This is a genomic window from Streptomyces sp. NPDC047982, assembly GCF_043204165.1.
Classification (GTDB): domain Bacteria; phylum Actinomycetota; class Actinomycetes; order Streptomycetales; family Streptomycetaceae; genus Streptomyces.
Map to the genome: position 1 here is coordinate 101,686 of NZ_JBIDBS010000007.1, position 17,597 is coordinate 119,282.

Annotated in this window: 14 protein-coding genes; 5 read left to right on the forward strand and 9 right to left on the reverse strand. The window is 72.4% G+C overall.

Translation table 11 applies throughout. The features are described from left to right. The first annotated feature begins 179 nt into the window (after positions 1–179). Positions 180–2,564: a Tex family protein gene (locus ACGF2V_RS11190; RefSeq protein ID WP_362706325.1), complete on the forward strand. Its 2,385-nt coding sequence runs from the start codon at positions 180–182 to the stop codon at positions 2,562–2,564. 174 nt (positions 2,565–2,738) lie between these two features. Here the strand turns inward: ACGF2V_RS11190 and ACGF2V_RS11195 are convergent, their stop codons facing one another. Next, the gene (locus ACGF2V_RS11195; protein ID WP_362622789.1) at positions 2,739–4,376 is read right to left on the reverse strand and encodes an ABC-F family ATP-binding cassette domain-containing protein; all 1,638 of its coding nucleotides are present in this window, start codon (positions 4,374–4,376) and stop codon (positions 2,739–2,741) included. 378 nt (positions 4,377–4,754) lie between these two features. Here ACGF2V_RS11195 and ACGF2V_RS11200 point away from each other — a divergent pair, with 378 nt between their 5' ends. Continuing rightward, a complete protein-coding gene (locus ACGF2V_RS11200) occupies positions 4,755–6,248 on the forward strand; it encodes a M1 family metallopeptidase (RefSeq protein WP_362706328.1) in 1,494 nt (497 codons plus the stop codon). 112 nt (positions 6,249–6,360) lie between these two features. On the opposite strand, the gene ACGF2V_RS11205 is transcribed toward ACGF2V_RS11200, so the two are convergent. Continuing rightward, on the reverse strand, positions 6,361–7,281 hold the full coding sequence (locus ACGF2V_RS11205) for an oxygenase MpaB family protein (protein ID WP_362706330.1): 921 nt from the start codon (positions 7,279–7,281) through the stop codon (positions 6,361–6,363). A gap of 497 nt (positions 7,282–7,778) precedes the next feature. On the opposite strand from ACGF2V_RS11205, the gene ACGF2V_RS11210 reads away from it, so the two are divergent. After that, a complete protein-coding gene (locus ACGF2V_RS11210; protein WP_362706581.1) occupies positions 7,779–8,234 on the forward strand; it encodes a hypothetical protein in 456 nt (151 codons plus the stop codon). Positions 8,235–8,300: 66 nt separating this feature from the next. Here ACGF2V_RS11210 and ACGF2V_RS11215 read toward each other — a convergent pair whose 3' ends face one another. Then, positions 8,301–8,777: a macro domain-containing protein gene (locus ACGF2V_RS11215; protein ID WP_362622801.1), complete on the reverse strand. Its 477-nt coding sequence runs from the start codon at positions 8,775–8,777 to the stop codon at positions 8,301–8,303. A gap of 181 nt (positions 8,778–8,958) precedes the next feature. Here ACGF2V_RS11215 and ACGF2V_RS11220 point away from each other — a divergent pair, with 181 nt between their 5' ends. Then, positions 8,959–9,693 carry a MerR family transcriptional regulator gene (locus ACGF2V_RS11220; protein ID WP_362622803.1) on the forward strand — a complete coding sequence of 245 codons (735 nt, stop codon included), beginning with the start codon at positions 8,959–8,961 and terminating at the stop codon, positions 9,691–9,693. A 34-nt stretch (positions 9,694–9,727) separates the two neighbouring features. On the opposite strand, the gene ACGF2V_RS11225 is transcribed toward ACGF2V_RS11220, so the two are convergent. The 6 genes from ACGF2V_RS11225 to ACGF2V_RS11250 form a co-directional block, all read right to left on the reverse strand. After that, positions 9,728–11,935 (reverse strand): 3-hydroxyacyl-CoA dehydrogenase NAD-binding domain-containing protein, encoded by a 2,208-nt coding sequence (locus ACGF2V_RS11225; protein ID WP_362706333.1) that lies wholly within the window; start codon positions 11,933–11,935, stop codon positions 9,728–9,730. A gap of 39 nt (positions 11,936–11,974) precedes the next feature. Continuing rightward, positions 11,975–13,189 carry an acetyl-CoA C-acetyltransferase gene (locus tag ACGF2V_RS11230; protein ID WP_362706336.1) on the reverse strand — a complete coding sequence of 405 codons (1,215 nt, stop codon included), beginning with the start codon at positions 13,187–13,189 and terminating at the stop codon, positions 11,975–11,977. 84 nt (positions 13,190–13,273) lie between these two features. After that, complete coding sequence (locus tag ACGF2V_RS11235) at positions 13,274–14,416, reverse strand: acyl-CoA dehydrogenase family protein (protein ID WP_362706339.1); 1,143 nt, start codon at positions 14,414–14,416, stop codon at positions 13,274–13,276. Between the two features lie 86 nt (positions 14,417–14,502). Further along, positions 14,503–15,654, reverse strand: a complete 1,152-nt coding sequence (locus ACGF2V_RS11240; RefSeq protein ID WP_362706342.1) for a CaiB/BaiF CoA-transferase family protein — start codon at positions 15,652–15,654, stop codon at positions 14,503–14,505. Positions 15,655–16,272: 618 nt separating this feature from the next. Further along, the gene (gene mmpA, locus ACGF2V_RS11245; RefSeq protein WP_362622814.1) at positions 16,273–16,416 is read right to left on the reverse strand and encodes a morphogenic membrane protein MmpA; all 144 of its coding nucleotides are present in this window, start codon (positions 16,414–16,416) and stop codon (positions 16,273–16,275) included. A 103-nt stretch (positions 16,417–16,519) separates the two neighbouring features. After that, the gene (locus ACGF2V_RS11250; protein WP_362622816.1) at positions 16,520–17,197 is read right to left on the reverse strand and encodes an endonuclease V; all 678 of its coding nucleotides are present in this window, start codon (positions 17,195–17,197) and stop codon (positions 16,520–16,522) included. A gap of 60 nt (positions 17,198–17,257) precedes the next feature. Here ACGF2V_RS11250 and ACGF2V_RS11255 point away from each other — a divergent pair, with 60 nt between their 5' ends. Then, the gene (locus tag ACGF2V_RS11255) at positions 17,258–17,554 is read left to right on the forward strand and encodes a YciI family protein (protein WP_362622819.1); all 297 of its coding nucleotides are present in this window, start codon (positions 17,258–17,260) and stop codon (positions 17,552–17,554) included. Positions 17,555–17,597 lie beyond the last annotated feature (43 nt).

A 17,597-nucleotide genomic window follows, 5' to 3' on the forward strand; every position in this document is an offset into this window, starting at 1 on the left:
AATCTCCCACCTTTCCCGCCATCGCAACGAGGCCGCGCCGGGGGTGGCCGGGCGACACGGCGCCCGGCCACCCGGCACAATGCAGGCGAAGGGGCCCCGGCCCCGTGAGCACAGCCAGTGCAGCTGGTGCCGGGAGGGGCACGAGCACAGCCCGTACGAGAAGGCGAGTCGGTAGAACCGTGACGACGTCCATCGAAGGCAGGATCGCCGAGGAGCTCGGCGTACGCGAACGGCAGGTGAAGGCGGCCGTCGAGCTGCTCGACGGCGGGTCGACCGTGCCGTTCATCGCGCGCTACCGCAAGGAAGCGACCGAGATGCTCGACGACGCGCAGTTGCGCACCCTTGAGGAGCGGCTGCGGTACCTGCGGGAGCTGGAGGACCGCCGGGCGGCGATCCTCGATTCCGTGCGCGAGCAGGGCAAGCTGGACGAGGAGCTGGAGGCCCGGATCAGGGCCGCCGACACCAAGGCCCGTCTCGAGGACATCTACCTGCCGTTCAAGCCCAAGCGGCGCACCAAGGCGCAGATCGCCCGCGAGGCGGGGCTCGAACCGCTCGCCGACGGGCTGCTCGGCGACCCGTCGGTGCAACCGCTCGCCGCTGCCGCCGCCTTCGTCGACGCGGACAAGGGCGTCGCGGACCCGGCCGCCGCGCTGGAGGGCGCCCGCGCCATTCTCACCGAGCGGTTCTCGGAGGACGCCGATCTGATCGGTGAGCTGCGCGAGCGCATGTGGACGCGCGGCCGGCTGGCGGCGAAGGTGCGCGAGGGCAAGGAGGAGGCGGGCGCGAAGTTCGCCGACTACTTCGACTTCGCCGAGCCGTTCACCGAACTGCCCTCGCACCGCGTGCTGGCGATGCTGCGGGGCGAGAAGGAGGGTGTGCTCGATCTGGTCCTGGAGCCGGAGGAGCCCTCGGACACGCCCGGACCGTCGTCGTACGAGGGCATCGTCGCCCGGCGCTTCGAGGTGAGCGACCAGGGGCGCCCCGGCGACACGTGGCTGGGCGAGACCGTGCGCTGGGCCTGGCGGACGAGGATCCTGGTGCACCTCGGCATCGACCTGCGGCTGCGGCTGCGCACGGCGGCCGAGGACGAGGCGGTGCGGGTCTTCGCGTCGAACCTGCGCGATCTGCTGCTCGCCGCACCGGCCGGGACGCGTGCCACGCTGGGGCTCGACCCCGGTTTCCGCACGGGTGTGAAGGTCGCGGTCGTCGACGCGACCGGCAAGGTCGTCGCCACGGACGTCATCCACCCGCACGTCCCGGCGAACAAGTGGGACCAGGCGCTGGCGAAGCTGGAGCACCTGGCGCGGGCGCACGCCGTCGAACTGGTCGCGATCGGCAACGGCACGGCGTCCCGCGAGACCGACAAGCTCGCCGGTGAACTGATCGCGAAGCACCCGGAGTTGAACCTCACGAAGGTGATGGTTTCGGAGGCCGGCGCGTCGGTGTACTCGGCCTCGGCCTTCGCCTCGCAGGAACTTCCCGACATGGACGTGTCGTTGCGCGGCGCGGTGTCGATCGCGCGGCGGCTCCAGGACCCGCTGGCGGAGCTGGTGAAGATCGACCCGAAGTCGATCGGGGTCGGCCAGTACCAGCACGACCTGTCCGAGGTGAAGCTGTCGCGGTCGCTGGACGCGGTCGTCGAGGACTGTGTGAACGGTGTCGGTGTGGACGTCAACACCGCGTCGGCGCCGCTGCTTTCGCGGGTCTCGGGGATCGGCGCGGGGCTCGCGGAGAACATCGTCGCGCACCGTGACGCGAACGGGCCCTTCCGGTCGCGCAGGGCGCTCAAGGACGTGGCGCGGCTGGGCCCGAAGGCGTACGAGCAGTGTGCGGGCTTCCTGCGCATCCGGGGCGACGACCCGCTGGACGCGTCCAGCGTGCACCCGGAGGCGTATCCGGTGGTGCGGGCGATGGCGAAGCGGACGGGCGGTGACGTCGCCTCGCTGATCGGCGACACGGGGGTGCTGCGGTCGTTGCGGGCCGACGACTTCGTGGACGAGAAGTTCGGTCTGCCGACGGTCACCGACATCCTGAAGGAACTGGAGAAGCCGGGGCGCGACCCGCGGCCCGCGTTCAGGACGGCCGCCTTCAAGGAGGGCGTCGAGAAGATCGGCGACCTGGCGTCCGGCATGGTGCTGGAAGGTGTCGTCACCAATGTCGCGGCGTTCGGCGCGTTCGTGGACATCGGGGTGCACCAGGACGGTCTGGTGCATGTGTCGGCGATGTCGCGGACGTTCGTGAAGGACCCGCGGGACGTCGTGAAGCCGGGCGACATCGTCAAGGTCAAGGTCATGGACGTCGACATTCCGCGCAAGCGGATCTCGTTGACGCTGCGGCTCGACGACGCGGCGGCAGCGTCCGGCCAGGGCGGCGGGTCCCGGCGGGAGCGCGGTGAACGGGGTGGCCAGGGTGCCCGGCCGCCGCGGCCGCGCCAGGGCGGTCAGGACCGCGACCGGCGCGGTGGCGGCGCCGCCCGTCCGGCGCCGGTGAACAGCGCGATGGCGGACGCCCTGCGGCGGGCCGGGCTGACCGGTCCGGACCGGGACGGCGGCAGGAAGCGCTGACGCCCGGACGGAGGCGGGGTACGCGCGGACCGGCGCGTTCCCGCCTCCGCGCCGGGCCTCCGCTCTCGCCGACACGCGGCCGGGCCCTCATCGGCGCGGCGGCCGGGCCCTCGCCCTCGCGGGTGAGGAGGAGCGGGTACGGGACCGGGAGCGGCGGTCACGGGACCGGGACGGTCAGAACTCCTTCATCCTGCCGTCCACCACCTCGATGCGCCGGGTCGTGCGCACCGCCTCCAGCATCCGCCGGTCGTGCGTGACCAGCAGCAGCGTCCCCGGGTACGAGCCCAGCGCCGATTCCAGCTGCTCGATCGCGGGCAGATCGAGGTGGTTGGTCGGTTCGTCGAGGACGAGGAGGTTCACCCCGCGGCCCTGGAGGAGGGCGAGCGCGGCCCTGGTGCGTTCGCCCGGCGAGAGGGTCGTCGCGGGGCGCAGCACATGGTCCGCGCGCAGAGCGAACTTGGCGAGCAGCGTGCGGACCTCGGCCGGTTCGCTGTCGGGCACGGCGGCGCAGAACGCGTCCAGCAACGACTCCGGGCCGTGGAACAGCTTGCGCGCCTGGTCGACCTCGCCGACCACCACGCCCGAACCGAGCGTCGCGTGTCCGGAGTCCAGCGGGAGGCGTCCGAGGAGTGCGGCGAGGAGGGTGGACTTGCCCGCCCCGTTGGCGCCGGTGATCGCGACCCGGTCCGCCCAGTCGACCTGGAGGGACACCGGGCCGAGGACGAAGTCGCCCCGTTCGACGCGTGCTTCGCGCAGGGTCGCGACGACCGAGCCGGACCGGGGCGCGGCGGCGATCTCCATCCGCAGTTCCCATTCCTTGCGCGGCTCCTCGACGACGTCGAGCCGTTCGATCATGCGCTGGGTCTGCCGGGCCTTCGCGGCCTGCTTCTCGCTCGCCTCGCTGCGGAACTTGCGGCCGATCTTGTCGTTGTCGGTCGCCTTGCGGCGGGCGTTCTTCACGCCCTTGTCCATCCAGGAGCGCTGCGTGTGGGCGCGGTCCTCCAGGGCGGCGCGCTTGTCGGCGTACTCCTCGTACTCCTCGCGGGCGTGCCTGCGGGCCCGCTCGCGCTCCTCCAGGTAGGCCGCGTATCCGCCGCCGTACAGGTTGATCGTCTGCTGGGCCAGGTCGAGTTCGAGGACCTTGGTGACCGTCCGCGTCAGGAACTCGCGGTCGTGGCTGATGACGACCGTGCCCGCGCGCAGCCCGGAGACGTAGCGTTCGAGCCGTTCCAGACCGTCGAGGTCGAGGTCGTTGGTGGGTTCGTCGAGCAGGAAGACGTCGTAGCGGGAGAGCAGCAGGGAGGCGAGGCCCGCGCGGGCCGCCTGGCCGCCGGAGAGCGCGGTCATCGGCAGGTCGAGGCCGACGGTGAGGCCGAGGTCGGCGGCGACCTCCTCCGCGCGCTCGTCGAGGTCGGCGCCGCCGAGCGCCAGCCAGCGTTCGAGCGTCTCGGCGTACGCGTCGTCGGCACCGGGCGTCCCGTCGACGAGGCCCTGCGTCGCCTCGTCCATCGCGCGCTGGGCGTCGGCGACGCCGGTGCGACGGGCCAGGAACTCCCGCACGGTCTCGCCCGGGCGCCGCTCCGGCTCCTGCGGGAGGTGGCCGACGGTGGCGGTGGGCGGCGAGAGCCGCAGCTCGCCCTGCTCCGGCCGGTCGAGTCCGGCGAGCAGCCGGAGCAGCGTCGATTTGCCCGCGCCGTTGGCTCCGACGAGGCCGATCACGTCACCGGGCGCGACGACGAGGTCGAGCCCGGCGAAGAGGGTGCGGTCGCCGTGCGCGGCGGCGAGGTCCTTGGCGACGAGAGTGGCAGTCATCAGGGTGCCGATCCTACGGGCTGTGCCGCCGCCCGGGCCGCGGACCGCGGAGGTGGTGCGCCGCCCTCCGTCCGGGAGGAGGGGAATCGGCTTCCGGGCGGACTGCCTCAGCGGCACGTGGGCTCCGTCGCGGTCGGGTCGTGCGGTGACACCGTGCGGAGCGAGTTCGTCCGTGACGTCGTCGGACCGGTCCTCGGCGAGCCGGTGTCCGCACGGCGGGTCCTGGACCTGGGCCGTATCGGGTTTCTCGTTGTCGGCGCGGCCGCGGTGCCATGTCGGCGGAACGGCGAATGCATGACATCGTCAGTCATGGACATGTCTTTGCACAGGGTCCTGGCAAGTGCTCAAGCCCATCCGAACCGACGACTTGGAGCATTCGTGCACCGCAGACTCATCGTCCCCGGCGCCCTCGCGGCCTCCCTGCTGCTGGCGGTCCCGGCCTCGGCCGCAGGGGGCACCGTGGGCTCCCCGTCCATCGGCGACCCCTATTACCCGGCCAGCGGCAACGGCGGCTACGACGTGTCCCACTACGACCTGCGGCTGAAGTACCAGCCCGCGACCGACCTGCTGGAGGGCACGGCGACGATCCTCGCCACGACCACACAGGCGCTGTCCCGCTTCAACCTCGACTTCGGGCTGGACGTGTCCGAGGTGCGGGTGAACGGCAAGAAGGCCGCTTTCACCAGGAGCGGTGAGCAGGAGCTGGAGATCACCCCGGCCGGGGCACTGGCGAAGGAAAGGTCCCTCTCGGTGGTCGTGCGGTACGCCGGGAAGCCGTCCGAGGTCGAGGTGAACGGCTGGACCTCCTGGGTCCGTACGCCGGACGGCGCGGTGGCCGCGCAGGAGCCGGAGTCGGCCGTCTGGTGGTTCCCCAGCAACGACCATCCGCTGGACAAGGCGACGTACGACATCTCGGTCTCGGTGCCGGACGGCACCCAGGCGATCAGCAACGGCACGCTCCAGTCGCAGAGTTCGAAGCTCGGCTGGACCCGATTCAACTGGCGCTCCACCAAGCCGCAGGCGACGTACCTGACGACGCTGGCGATCGGGAAGTTCGACATCACCACGGACACCACGGCGGACGGGCTGCCGGTCGTCAACGCGTACAGCAAGGATCTCGGCGCGGGCGCCGGGGCTGCACGCGCCAGCATCGAGCGGACCGCCGAGGTCGCCGAGTGGCTGACGGAGGTGTTCGGGCCGTATCCGTTCGACGCGCTCGGCGGGTACTCCCCCAACGTGAAGAGCGGGTTCGCGCTGGAGACGCAGACCAGGCCGTTCTACAGCCCGCGGCAGTTCGCGAACGGATCCAACGTGTCGGTGGTCGTCCACGAGCTGGCGCACCAGTGGTACGGCGACAGTGTGTCCGTCAAGGGCTGGAAGGACATCTGGATCAGCGAGGGCTTCGCCCGGTACAGCCAGTGGCTGTGGTCGGAGAAGGAGGGCGAGGGCACCGCGCGGGAACTGGCCGACCACACCTACGCCCTGCACCCCGCAAACGACCCCTTCTGGACCGTGAAGCCGGGCGACCCGGGCCCCGACGACCAGTTCCACGCAGCCGTCTACGACCGCGGGGCGCTGGCCCTTCAGGCGCTGCGCGACAAGCTGGGCGACGAAACGTTCTTCGCGCTGCTGAAGGGCTGGCCGGCCGAGCACGCGTACGGGAACGCGAGCGTGGGCGACTTCGTGGCCTATGCCGAGCGGGTCTCGGGCACGCCCCTCGCCGACTTCTTCGACACCTGGCTGTACCAGCCGTCGCGGCCCGAGGCTCCGGCGGCGGCCGGGGAGCGCGTGGCGCACTCTCCCGCGAAGGCCGAGCGGCCCGCGTCGTGGAAGAAGATCGCCGCGACGAACACGGTCCACGACCGCCGCTGACGGTCCGCCCGGACCGGCCTGACGGCTGCACCGTTCTCCGGGTTCCGCCGCCCTTCTTCCTCCCGGTGGGCGACGGAACCCGCACCTGCGCACGGAGCGGACCGACCCGTGATCACACCGGCCGGGTCGGTGTGCCGGGCCTGTGTCCGGCGTCCGCCCGGTCACCGCGCACGGCAGCACGGTGCGCGGCACGCGCCCGGCGCGCGTACGGCAGGTAACGCAGCCGCTCGGGGAGCACGGGCACGACGCGCCGCACCACCGCGCCCAGCCGCCGCAGCCTGCGCTCCTGTGCGTCCGTCCACTCCAGCCCGATCGCCTCCCGCGCCTGCGGCGGCATCAGGCCGATGGTGACGAAGCGGCGGAACCGGGCCAGCGGCGGGAACAGCACCGGCCACAGCACTCTCAGCACCAGCCGCGACGGCAACGGCCCCCGGTCCGGCGGCGGTACGGGGCGGTCGGTGGCGATCAGATCCTCGACGACGACGGTCCGCTCGATCTCCGCGGCGAGCGTCTTGCGGAAGTAGGGCCAGAACTCCTCGATCGTCTGCGGCATGTCCTGGTCGCGGATGCCGAGCACCCTGCCCACCTGGAGCCATTCCCGGTACAGGGCCCGCTCCTGCGCCTCGGTGAACGGCCGCAGCAGGTACCGCGCGGCATGCCGATAGACGGGGAAGCCGGTGGCGTGCACCCAGGCGTAGGTGGCGGGCGACAACGCGTGGTACCGGCGCCCCCGGCTGTCGACCCCCTGGATGGTGCGGTGCAGCTCGCGGAGCCTGCGCCCCTCCTCGGCCGCCGCCTCTCCCCCGTACACCCAGAGCTGGAGCGAGCGCAGGGACCTCTCGCCACGCCCCCACGGGTCCGTACGGAAGACGGAGTACTCGTCGACGCCCGCGCCGACCGCCGGATGGGCGACCTGGAGGGTGAGGGCGGCGGGCAGCATCAGCAGGGCACGGATGTCGCCGGAGATGCTCCAGAGCACGCCCCCGGCCGGCGGAGGGACGGGGTCGGCGCCTCGCGCTGACGAAGTGCTCATGCGGGACTCCCGGCGGTCGGCCGGGCGTACGGCTCGGACGCCCGGTCCCGGTACGAACCAGTATGCGTTCCCGGGGACGGGTCGAGAACCCGTCCCGCGCGTCCCAGGCCCGTCCACGCGTATACCGGCGCCGCCCGCCGACGCGTGGTCTTCGGCCCACGCCCGCGTCGGCGCCCGAGCCGCCGCTCGCGACACTGCTGCTGGGCCGCCTCGGGTCCGCGTCCCGGCAGTGCGGTCTCGGGTTCGCCGTCCCGCGCGTCGGCGGTCTCGTCGGCTCACGCCCGGCGCCCCGGCCCGTGGCGCGATTCGGGCGGCGCGGGGTACTGCTCCTCGCCAGCCCGCTGCTGCTCCCGCGCCGTGTGAAGGGCCCCGGAACACGGGAACCGGGCCGCCGGACCCACCTGACGGACCGTGGCACCGCAGGCACCGGCCACGCGCGCGGACGGCCGTGTTCTACTGAGTCCCCGTACACCGCCCCCGTTCCCGGAGGTCGTCCCGTGGCCCGGCTCCTCGTTCGTTCCGGCGTGAACCCCGACGAGCCGGACACGCCCGTCGTGACGCTCGTCGTCGACCCGGACGGCCCGCCCGGCGAGGACGCCGTCGCACGGCTGGGCGACTACTGCTACGAGGGCGACAGGGCCTTCCACCTGCTGCCGACCGACGGCTGGGTCGAGCACGTCCTGGACGGCGACCGCCTGGAGGTCGCCGTCGCCGTGTACCCGTTCGCGCTGGGCCAGGTCGGCGTGGACGCGTCGTCCTTTCCCGACCGCTCGGCGGTCGACCCCGAGGCGGCGATGGTCCTGCGCGCGGAGTGCGCGGTGGACCCCGACCGGTACGCGCTGACGCCGCCGCTGACCGCGGTGTTCACCGCGGGCCCGGACCGCGCGCCCGGCGACGTGGGCACCGACGCGGACGACTGGCCGATCGTCTTCGGTCTGCGCCCCGAGCGCTGAGGCGCCCGCGCCGCGGCACCCGGCCCCGCCACGGCGAGCCCGTGACACCGGCCGGGGCCCAGTGACTCAGTCGTGGTCGTACACCGTGACCGCTATGCCCCGGCTCAGCAGGCGCTTCTCCAGCAGGGGTTCGATCCTGGACCATGTGCCGCCCGCCAGCCCGCAGCCGATCCTGGGCATGTGGACCGACGCCTCCAGTGCGACCGCCCGGTCGGCCACGGCCCCCAGCGCCGTGTCGATCGCCTCGTAGCGCACCGGCACCCCCTTGCTGCCTCTGCGCATCCCCCGCTGGCCCACCATGTTGGCCACCCAGAGGTACGGGCTCACCCGGACGAACTGCGCCGCGCCGAGCGCGAAGTCATTGCCCGCGCGCTCCCGGTGCCAGCGGCGGTAGGCCGCCTCCGGCTCGGGCCAGCGGCGCGAAATCGCCAGGACGAAGCCCTTGCCCCAGCCGCCGAGGTCGTTGCAGACGTGCGCGATCAGTTTGACGCCGCTGCCCTGCGGCGCGGTGGCGTCGCCCCGGATGTACGTGATCTCCGACATGGGATCACCGTACGGGCCGGCACCGACATCCCACGCGGGGCGGCGGGGTGCCGCGGGCCCGCGGCACCATCCGCCCCGCGGTCACCGGGCATTTTCACAGGGATGGTGAGACAGCAATACTGTTGAACCGTCGGGGGCGGGTTCGGCCGTTCCCCGTCGGGCCGGAGTGCGAGGAGCAGACATGGCGACCGGGACCGAGGATCCGACGGCGCTCACGGTCGACGAGCTGGCGGCCCGCGCCGGTGTCACCGTGCGCACCGTACGTTTCTACAGCACCCGGGGACTGTTGCCGCCCCCGGTGATCGGGCCGCGCCGCGTCGGGCACTACGGCGCCGAGCACCTGTCCCGGCTCGCGCTCATCGAGGAGCTCCAGCACCAGGGCATGACGCTGTCCGCGATCGAGCGTTACCTGGAACAGCTCCCGCCGGACCTGAGCGCGCAGGATCTGGCGATCCACCGGGCGCTGGTGGCGTCGTGGGCGCCGGACTCGGCGCAGGACGCGACGCGTGCGGATCTGGAGCGCCGGGCGGGCCGTGCCCTGGGCGAGCAGGACATCGCGCGGCTGGCGGCGATGGGTGTGCTGGAGCGCGCGGAGCCGGTCGACGGCCGCTACCGGGTGGACCCGGGGCTGCTGCGGCTCGGGGTCGAGCTGCTCGACGTGCCGATCGCGCACGAGACGATCCTGGCCGCGCGGACGGTGCTGCTGGAGCACTCCCGGTCCGCCGCGCAGGAGCTGACGCGGCTGTTCCGGGACGAGGTGTGGGGCCCGTACCGGGAGCGGGAGGCGGACCCGGAGCACGTGGCGGCGATGAAGTCGCTGTCCGCCCATATGCAGCCGATGGTGATCCAGGCGCTGGTGACCGCGTTCCAGCGGTCGCTGAAGGAGGAGCTGCGGGCCGCGTTCACGGCGCGGTGAACGCGGCCCGCGGGGGTGGCACCGCCGTGGCGGGTCAGTCGTGGAAGGTCTCGCCCCGCTCGGCCTTCTCCACGAGCAGCGCGGGCGGCAGGAAGCGGTCGCCGTACCGTTCGGCGAGCTCCCGGGCGCGGGCCACGAAGCCGGGCAGGCCGCCCTCGTACCCGTTGATGTACTGGAGCACGCCGCCGGTCCACGGCGGGAAGCCGATGCCCATGAGGGAGCCGATGTTGGCGTCGGCGACGGAGGTGAGGACGTTCTCCTCCAGGCAGCGGACACTGTCCAGCGCCTCGGAGAACAGCATCCGCTCCTTCATGTCGGTGAAGGGGATGTCGGTGCCGGGACGGGCACCGGACCCGCCCCCGCCCGGGTCCGCGCGGTGGCCGAAGTGCTCCCGCAGGCCGGGCCACAGACGGGTGCGCCCGCCGTTCTCGTCGTACTCGTAGAAGCCCGCGCCGCCGCTGCGTCCGGGGCGGCCGAACTCGTCGACCATGCGATCGATCACGATGTCCGCCGGGTGCGCGACCCAGGTGCCACCGGCCTCCTCGACGGCCCGCCGCGTCTCTTCCCGGATCCTGCGGGGGAGGGTGAGGGTCAGCTCGTCCATCAGGGAGAGGACCTTGGCCGGGTAGCCGCACTGCGCGGCGGCCTGCTCGACGGACGCCGGCTCGACGCCCTCGCCGACCATGGCGACGCCCTCGTTGATGAACTGCCCGATGACCCGTGAGGTGAAGAAGCCGCGCGAGTCGTTGACGACGATCGGGGTCTTCCTGATCCGTCGGACCAGGTCGAAGGCGCGGGCCAGGGCCTCGTCACCGGTCTTCTCGCCCTTGATGATCTCGACCAGCGGCATCTTGTCCACGGGCGAGAAGAAGTGCAGCCCGATGAAGTCGGCGGGGCGCTCGACGCCCTCGGCGAGGACGGTGATGGGCAGGGTCGAGGTGTTGGAGCAGAGCAGGGCGTCCGGTGCGACGACGTCCTGGATCTCCTGGAACACGCGGTGCTTGAGCGCGGCGTCCTCGAAGACGGCCTCGATGACGGCGTCGCAGCCCGCCAGGTCCGCCGGGTCGGCGGTCGGGGTGATGCGGGCCAGCAGTTCGTCGCGCTTCGCCTCGGTGGTGCGGCCGCGCGAGAGCGCCTTGTCGAGGAGCTTCTCGCTGTACGCCTTGCCCTTGGCCGCGGCTTCGGCGGAGACGTCCTTGAGGACGACGTCGATGCCGGCGCGGGCGCAGGAGTACGCGATGCCCGCGCCCATCATCCCGGCGCCGAGAACGGCTACCCTGCGGACCGTTCGCTCCTCGACGTCCTTGGGGCGGCCGGCGCCGGAGTTGACGGCCTGGAGGTCGAAGAAGAACGCCTGGATCATGTTCTTGGCGACCTGGCCGGTGACCAGTTCGGTGAAGTAGCGGGCCTCGATGGTCAGCGCGGTCTCGAAGTCGACCTGCGAGCCCTCGACGGCGGCGGCCAGGATGTTGCGGGGCGCGGGCATCGGGGCGCCCGCGAGCTGCTTCTTGAGGTTGGCCGGGAAGGCGGGGAGGTTCGCGGCGAACTTCGGGTGCGACGGGGTGCCGCCGGGGATCCTGTACCCCTTGACGTCCCAGGGCTGCTGGGACTCGGGATGGGCGTCGATGAAGGCGCGGGCCTGGTCGAGCATCTCCTCGCGGGTGGCGGCGACCTCGTGGACGAGGCCGTTCTCCAGGGCGCGCCGGGGGGTGTACTGGGTGCCCTGGAGGAGGACCTTCAGCAGCGCGTCGGTGATGCCCATGAGGCGTACGGTGCGGGTGAGGCCGCCGCCCGCGGGCAGCAGGCCGAGGGTGACCTCGGGCAGGCCGATCCGGGAGCCGGGGGCGTCGAGGGCGATGCGGTGGTGGGCGGCGAGCGCGATCTCGTAACCGCCCCCGAGCGCGGCGCCGTTGATGGCGGCGACGACGGGCTTGCCGAGGGTCTCGATGCGGCGCAGCGCGCTCTTGATGGCGGCGGTGGTGTCGAACGCCCGCTGGGCGTCCTCGGGACGGACCTTGATCATGTCCTTGAGGTCGCCGCCCGCGAAGAAGGTCTTCTTCGCGGAGGTGTAGATGATGCCGCGGATGGAGTCCTTCTCGGCCTCGGCGCGGTCCGCGACGGCGGCGATGGAGTCCTTGAACGCCTGGTTCATCGTGTTGGCGGACTGGGCGGGGTCGTCCAGCACCAGGGTGACGACGCCGGTCTCGTCCTGTTCCCAGCGGATGGTCGTGCTCTCGGTCATTGGGGTTCTTCTCCGTAAGCAGGTGTGGCCGGGGGACGGTCAGAGACGTTCGACGACGGTGGCGATGCCCATGCCGCCGCCGACGCACAGGGTGGCGAGCCCGTACCGCTGGTCGCGGCGCTCCAGTTCGTCGATGAGGGTGCCGAGGATCATCGCGCCGGTGGCGCCGAGCGGGTGGCCCATCGCGATGGCGCCGCCGTTGACGTTGATCCGGTCGAGGGAGAGATCCATGTCCCGGGCGAAGCCCAGGACGACACCGGCGAACGCCTCGTTGATCTCGACGAGGTCGATGGCGTCGATGGTGAGTCCGGCCTTGGCGAGGGCCTTGCGGGTGGCGGGCGCGGGACCGGTCAGCATGATGGTGGGTTCGGAGCCGGAGACGGCGGCGGAGACGATCCGGGCGCGCGGCGCGAGCCCGTACCGCTCGCCGACCTCCTTGTTGCCGATCGCGACGAGCGCGGCGCCGTCGACGATGCCGGAGGAGTTGCCCGCGTGGTGGACGTGGTCGATCTTCTCGACCCAGTGGTATTTCTGCAGCGCGACCGCGTCGAAGCCTCCCGCCTCGCCGATCGTGGCGAAGGACGGCTTGAGGCCGGCGAGCGTGTCGGCGGTGGTGCCGGGCCGCATGTGCTCGTCGTGGTCGAGGACGACGAGACCGTTGCGGTCCTTGACGGGGACGACGGAGCGCGCGAACCGGCCCTCCTTCCACGCCTCGGCGGCGCGTTCCTGGGAGAGCGCGGCGAACTCGTCGACGTCGCGCCGGGAGAAGCCCTCGATGGTGGCGATGAGGTCGGCTCCGATGCCCTGCGGGGCGAAGCCGGTCTGGAAACTGGTCATCGGGTCCATAGCCCAGGCGCCGCCGTCGGAGCCCATCGGGACGCGGGACATCGACTCGACACCGCCCGCGAGGACGAGGTCCTCCCAGCCGGATCGGACCTTGGCCGCGGCCAGGTTGACGGCTTCCAGGCCCGAGGCGCAGAAGCGGTTCTCCTGGACGCCGGCGACCGTGTCCGGGAGTCCGGCGGCGATGGCGGCGATGCGGGCGATGTCGGAACCCTGGTCGCCGAGCGGGCTGACCACGCCGAGGACGATGTCGTCGACGGCCGCCGGGTCCAGGCCGGGGAAGCGGGCGCGGATCTCGTGGATGAGGCCGACGACGAGGTCGATCGGCTTGGTGCCGTGCAGGGCGCCATTGGCCTTGCCGCGGCCTCGCGGGGTGCGGATCGCGTCGTAGACGAACGCTTCGGTGCTCAAGTCAGCAGCCTTTCGGGGGTGGTCGGTCGACGGGGACCGGAGGGGCAGCCAGGGGGCCGTCGGAGGGAGGTCGGGCGGGGAGGGTCAGGCGAGCAGTGAACGGCCGATGATCTCCTTCATGATCTCGGTCGTGCCGCCGTAGATGGTCTGGATGCGGCCGTCGGTGAAGGCCCTGGCGACCGGGTACTCGGCCATGTAGCCGTATCCGCCGTGGAGTTGGAGGCAGCGGTCGGCGACTCGCTTCTGGAGTTCGGTGGCCCACCACTTGGCCATCGAGGCGTGCACGGCGTCGAGCCTCCCGTCGGAGTGGTCGACGACGCACCGGTCGACGAAGGTGCGGGTGACAGCGCATTCGGTGGCCATCTCGGCGATCTCGAACCGGATGTGCTGGAGCTTGGAGAGCGGCCGTCCGAACGCCTCGCGCTCCTTGACGTACCGGGTGGTGATCTCCAGCAGGTGTTCGGCGGCGGCGATACCGGTGACCGCTATGCCCAGCCGCTCCTGGGCCAGGTTGGTCATCAGGTGGATGAACGCGCCGTCGCGCTCACCGAGCAGGTTCTCCTTGGGGACGCGGACGTCGTTGAAGAACAGTTCGGCGGTGTCCTGGGACTTCTGCCCGATCTTGTCGAGGTTGCGGCCCCGTTCGAAACCCTCGGCACCGCGCTCGACGACGATCAGCGAGAGGCCCTTCGCGCCGCCCTCGGGGGTGGTCTTCGCGACGACGACCACGAGGTCGGCGAGGATGCCGTTGGAGATGAACGTCTTCGATCCGTTGAGCAGCCAGTGGTCACCCTTGTCCTCGGCGGTGGTGCGGATGCCCTGGAGGTCGGAGCCCGCTCCCGGTTCGGTCATGGCGATGGCGGTGACGGTCTCGCCGCTGCAGAAGCCGGGCAGCCATCGCCGTTTCTGTTCGTCGGTGGCGAGGCCGGTGAGGTAGGGGCCGACGATGTCGTTGTGGAGCCCGAGGGCGAGACCGGGGGCGCCGGCCCGGGTGAACTCCTCGGCGAGGACGGCGCTGTAGCGGTAGTCGGTGGTGCCGCCGCCTCCGTACTCCTCGGGCACGGCGAGGCCGAGCAGCCCCTGCCGTCCGGCCGCCCGCCACACCTCGCGGGAGACGATGCCGTCCTTCTCCCACTGCTCGTAGTGCGGGAGCACCTGCTTGTCGAGGAAGGTGCGGACGGTCTCGCGGAACGCGTCGTGCTCTTCGGTGAAGATCTGCCGCTGCACTGCGGGCCTCCTGGGGCCGGTGGTGGTCGTCGTGGTCGGGCCGGGCCGTCCGGCTGCGCCGGGGCCGGGGTGCCGTCCGGGGCCCGTCACGCCGGGGGCACGCCCCCGCCTGCGCCGAGCCCGGGGACGTCCCAGTCGGCGGCTACGGCCTCGGTGTCCGCACCGGGCCGCGCGGGCCCACCGCGCACGGCGACGGGGGTGGCGGAGAAGCGGGGCGCGGGGGCCGGCTGGGTGAGCCCTTCGTGCTCGACGAAGGTGGAGCGGGCGGCCAGGTGCGGGTGGTCCGGAGCCTCGCGGAGCGAGAGGACGGGCGCGACACAGGCGTCGGTGCCCGAGAACACCTCGGTCCATTCGGCGCGGGTGCGGGTCCTGAAACGTTCGGCGACGAGGGCGCGCAGTTCGCCCCAGCGCGTGGAGTCCGCACGGTCCGGGGCGTCGCCGTCGATGCCGAGCAGGGTGCTGAACTCGTCGTAGAAGCGCTGCTCCAGCGGGCCGACCGCCATGTACTGCCCGTCGGCGGTCTCGTACGTGCCGTAGAACGGGCAGCCGCCGTCCAGGAGGTTGGAGCCGCGCCGGTCCTGCCAGCCGCCCGCCGCCAGCATGCCGTGGATCATCGTGGCGAGGTGGGCGGCGCCGTCCACGATCGCCGCGTCCACGACCTGGCCCCGGCCGCCGGGCGTGCGGGCGTGCTGGAGCGCGGCGAGGACGCCGACGACGAGATAGAGAGAGCCGCCGGCGTAGTCGCCGACCAGGTTGGCGGGGACGGTGGGCGGCTCGCCGGGTTTGCCGATCATGGAGAGGGTGCCGGTGAGGGCGATGTAGGCGATGTCGTGCCCGGCCCGTCGCGCGAGCGGCCCGTCCTGCCCCCAGCCCGTCATCCGTCCGTAGACGAGGCGCGGGTTGCGGGCGAGCGCGGCGTCCGGGCCGACCCCGAGGCGTTCGGCGACGCCCGGCCGGTATCCCTCGATCAGGATGTCGGCGCGCGCGGCCAGATCGAGCACCGTGCCGGGCCCGTCCGCGGCCTTGAGATCGACGATCACGGATCGTTTGTTGCGGTTGGTCAGGTCGTACGCCGGGTCGATGCCGAGCCCCGCGCCGCCGGGCCGGTCGACGCGGACGACATCGGCTCCGAGGTCGGCCAGGAGCATCGCGGCGAACGGCCCGGGTCCGATGCCCGCGAGCTCCAGGACGCGCACGCCCGTCAGTGGGCCGTGTGATCCGTACCCGGTCGTCGCCATCGGGCTCCCAGCGGTATGACACAACTGATGTAACAGCGATGATGCTAAGAACGCACCGCGCCGCGCACAAGCCCTCCGGCCGAGCAAGCGCCTGGTCTTCTCCGGATCCTCCCCCATGGACATCGCCCGGCCGCACATCGCCACGGCCACGGCCACCCCGACGGCATGCCGGTCTCCGGCGGCCCTGCGGCGGGCAACCGGACGCCGTTCGTTCCCGGCGGGGCCCCGGCCGACTCGACGGCCGCGCCCTTCGCGCCGCCGCGCGGGGTGCGGCGCGAGGTGCGGGCCGGGCGCCGCACCGGCACCGGGGCGCGGTGCGGTGCGGTGGTCGGCCGGCGGGGCCGCTCCTGCGTCGCATGGACGGTCGCGGCGGCGTCGGCCCTGATCCTGCCGGTGGTCGGCCGGTTCGCGTGGTGGCCCGAGCCGGCGGCGGGGCGGGGCGACGCCGAGGCCGTCGCGGAGGTGCCGCGGTCGTGCAGGAATCCCGGGGGGTGGTGGACACGGGCGGGCAGCCCGTCCAGGAGAGCCCCGGCGAGGTCGCGTCGGCGCGCCCTGCTCAACGCCCAGGGGCCGGACCCGCACAAGCAGCCGGGGCGCGACGGGCGGACACCGGCCGGGTCACAGCGCCCAGGTCACCAGCGTGCAGATCATCGAGACGGCCCAGACCACCCCCGCGACGATCCCGAGGGTCATGCCCACCGCGACCCGGCGCTGGGCGAGGTACACGGTTCCTGGTCGCGTAGACGTTCGAGGTTCGGTCATGTGTACCAGTCTGCCCGTCATGATCGCCGGGCGGCATCCGTACGCGTACTCAGTCCGGCATCCGCGCGCGATCCGTGTGGGGCGAGATCTTTATGACGCAGCGTCAGGTCGTCGCCTCACGCAATGCCCGACGGCAGAGCGCGTCGGCCCTGCGCGTCGTCTCCGGCTGGCGGAAGTCACGGGCGAGGAAAAGAGTGTGGGCGCAGGCGTTGTCCAGGCCGGTCCGGTGTCCGACCGAGACGAAGACCGGTTTGACGCCGTCCTGGGTCCGCAGCGCCCGCCCCACCTCCTCCTCGCCGTCGAGAAGCGAAGACCAGTCGCCCCGGTGTGGTCCGGGCTGCTCGTACGTGAAGGTGAACGGGTTCTTGGCGACACCGATCACGGGCAGCCCCGTGAGCACCCCGAGATGGCTGGCCAGTCCGAAGCGGCGCGGGTGGGCCAGGCCGTACCCGTCGCAGATCACGAGCCCGGGATCGACGGTCAGCGACTCCAGCGCGGCCAGCACGGTCGGGATCTCGCGGAAGGCCAGGAGCCCCGGGACGTACGGGAAGGCGACCCGGCCGACGGCGGTGGCCTCGGCGACCACGTCGAGCGTCGCGCCGTCGAGAACCACGGCCGCCGCCACGACGACATCGCGCTCGTCGTCGTAGGCGACGTCGACCCCGGTGACACGGCCGGTCCCGGGCGGGGGCCCGGCCTCGTCGAGCACCACCCGGGCGCGCAGGGCGTCCTGGACGGCCCGGGCCCCGGCCTCGTCGACGGGCGTCGGGAACGTTGTCATCGGTCGAGTGTACGAGCCGCCCAGGACTCCCCGCGACGCCCATCCCATAGCCTGGTGATCATGTTCATACTCGAATTGACCTACACCGCCCCGCTCGAGCGCGTGGACGCCCTGTTGGCCGACCATGTCGCCTGGCTGGACCAGCAGTACGCGGCCGGGGTGTTCATCGCCTCGGGGCGCAAGAACCCGCGCGACGGCGGGGTGATCCTGGCGGTCGGGGACGATCTCGCCCGGATCGAGGAGATCGCGGCGCAGGACCCGTTCGTGGCCGGGGACGTGTGCGCGTACCGGATCACGGAGTTCATCGCGACGAAAACCATCGAGGAACTCGCCCCGTACCGGCAGGAGTTGCTGTAGCGCAAGACGCACCGGCCGCTCACGGGCCGGAGAGCGCCTGTGC

Bases quoted from the DNA above. Each gene is read 5' to 3' on its own strand.
- ACGF2V_RS11225 (WP_362706333.1), bottom strand. From the start codon at position 11,935: ATGACCGAGAGCACGACCATCCGCTGGGAACAGGACGAGACCGGCGTC.
- ACGF2V_RS11240 (WP_362706342.1), bottom strand. From the start codon at position 15,654: ATGGCGACGACCGGGTACGGATCACACGGCCCACTGACGGGCGTGCGC.
- mmpA (WP_362622814.1), bottom strand. From the start codon at position 16,416: ATGACCGAACCTCGAACGTCTACGCGACCAGGAACCGTGTACCTCGCC.
- ACGF2V_RS11195 (WP_362622789.1), bottom strand. From the start codon at position 4,376: ATGACTGCCACTCTCGTCGCCAAGGACCTCGCCGCCGCGCACGGCGAC.
- ACGF2V_RS11215 (WP_362622801.1), bottom strand. From the start codon at position 8,777: ATGTCGGAGATCACGTACATCCGGGGCGACGCCACCGCGCCGCAGGGC.
- ACGF2V_RS11220 (WP_362622803.1), top strand. From the start codon at position 8,959: ATGGCGACCGGGACCGAGGATCCGACGGCGCTCACGGTCGACGAGCTG.
- ACGF2V_RS11250 (WP_362622816.1), bottom strand. From the start codon at position 17,197: ATGACAACGTTCCCGACGCCCGTCGACGAGGCCGGGGCCCGGGCCGTC.
- ACGF2V_RS11205 (WP_362706330.1), bottom strand. From the start codon at position 7,281: ATGAGCACTTCGTCAGCGCGAGGCGCCGACCCCGTCCCTCCGCCGGCC.
- ACGF2V_RS11255 (WP_362622819.1), top strand. From the start codon at position 17,258: ATGTTCATACTCGAATTGACCTACACCGCCCCGCTCGAGCGCGTGGAC.